This window comes from Mesorhizobium sp. M5C.F.Ca.IN.020.32.2.1 (assembly GCF_004023105.1).
GTDB classification, from domain to species: domain Bacteria; phylum Pseudomonadota; class Alphaproteobacteria; order Rhizobiales; family Rhizobiaceae; genus Mesorhizobium; species Mesorhizobium wenxiniae.
Genome location: NZ_RZSX01001166.1, coordinates 1 through 1,570 on the forward strand (window position 1 = coordinate 1; position 1,570 = coordinate 1,570).

The 1,570-nt window shown below is 62.4% G+C and carries 1 protein-coding gene and 1 pseudogene; one reads left to right on the plus strand and one right to left on the minus strand.

Translation table 11 applies throughout. The annotated features are described in order from the left end of the window. On the minus strand, nt 1-869 hold an 869-nt coding region (locus tag EOA86_RS33990; protein ID WP_281035727.1), incomplete at its 3' end, for a DNA gyrase subunit A. A 264-nt stretch (nt 870-1,133) separates the two neighbouring features. Here EOA86_RS33990 and EOA86_RS33995 point away from each other — a divergent pair. Beyond that, a pseudogene (locus EOA86_RS33995) lies at nt 1,134-1,570 on the plus strand (hypothetical protein); the annotation flags it as partial.

Consider the following 1,570-nt stretch of genomic DNA (forward strand, 5'->3'; position numbering starts at 1 on the left):
ATCAGAAGCTCGGCGATCTTTTCGATCAGCCGCGCCTTCTGGATGCCGTAGGGGATTTCGGTGACGACGATGCTCCAGGTGCCCCTGCCCTGGTCCTCCTGGCTCCATTTCGCCCGGAGGCGGAAACCACCGCGACCGGTTTCATAGGCTTCGAGGATCGAGGCCCGGCTATCGACGATGATGCCGCCGGTCGGAAAATCCGGACCTTGGACGAAGTCCATCAACGCCGTCACCGGCGCATCGGGGTTCTCGATCAGATGCAGCGCGGCGTCGCAGAGCTCGGCGGCATTGTGCGGCGGGATCGAGGTCGCCATGCCCACGGCAATGCCGGACGAGCCGTTGGCGAGCAAGTTCGGGAAGGCGCCAGGCAGCACGACCGGCTCCTCGTCCTCCTCATTGTAGGTCGGCCGGTAGTCGACCGCATCCTCGGTGATGCCGGACAGCAGCTCGGTCGCCACATCGGTCATGCGCGCTTCGGTGTAGCGCATGGCGGCGGCGTTATCGCCGTCGATATTGCCGAAATTGCCCTGCCCGTCGACCAGGGGATAGCGCATCGAAAAATCCTGCGCCAGCCGCGCCAGCGCGTCGTAGATCGACTGATCGCCATGCGGATGAAACTTGCCCATCACCTCGCCGACGATGCGGGCGCATTTGGCGAACGCCTGGTCGGGGTTGAGCCTGAGCAGCCGCATGGCATGCATGATGCGGCGATGGACCGGTTTCAGCCCGTCGCGCACGTCCGGCAGCGCCCGGTGCATGATGGTCGACAGCGCATAGGCGAGATAGCGCTCTTCCAGCGCTTTCTTCAGATCGACCGGCTCGATGTTGTCGCCACCGCCATCGCCAGGCGGCAAAAGCCTTTTTCCCATGGGCTGGGACTAGCCGAGCGGGTGATTCGCGGCAAGAGGCGCTTGACTGCGCCTCCTTCTGCAACACGAACTGGACGCACTGCTGCGCCGACCAACATCAATCGGTTACATCCCGGCTCTATGGCAATGGATCGGATTTGCCTTTCGCCATGGTTTTCGACCATTGTGCGGGAGAACGCCTTTTTCCCGTCCAGTTCATCACGGAAGGGTGACGGCGCAACGAGTTGAAAAAACAATCTTCAGGACACTCTCAGGGGACTTGCGATGACGATCAGACGCTCGACACTCAACAAACTTGCTTTTTCGACGTTTTTGCTGACGCTGCCGCTGAACGCGGCCTTGGCGCAGGATGCGGCGGTCGCCGACCGGCTGAAGGCGGCTCTCGCCGCCCAGGGCGTCGACATCTCCTGGACCGGGGTGACGGGCGATGCCTCCAGCATGGTGCTGCAAGGCGTGGCCTTCAAACCGGCGGCCGAAAAGGAAGCGTTCAAGATCGGCGACGTCACACTCGAAGGCGTGACCGAAGCCAATGGCGGCTATGAAATCGAAACCGTCTCGACTGCGGCGTTCCGGCACAGCGAGGACGGCGTCACGGTCGACCTCAGCCCCTTCATCATCCACGGCATGACGGTTCCGGCCGACGGCGCCACAGGCCCGCTGGGCTCAATGATGATGTATAAATCGGCCGAACTCGACAATAT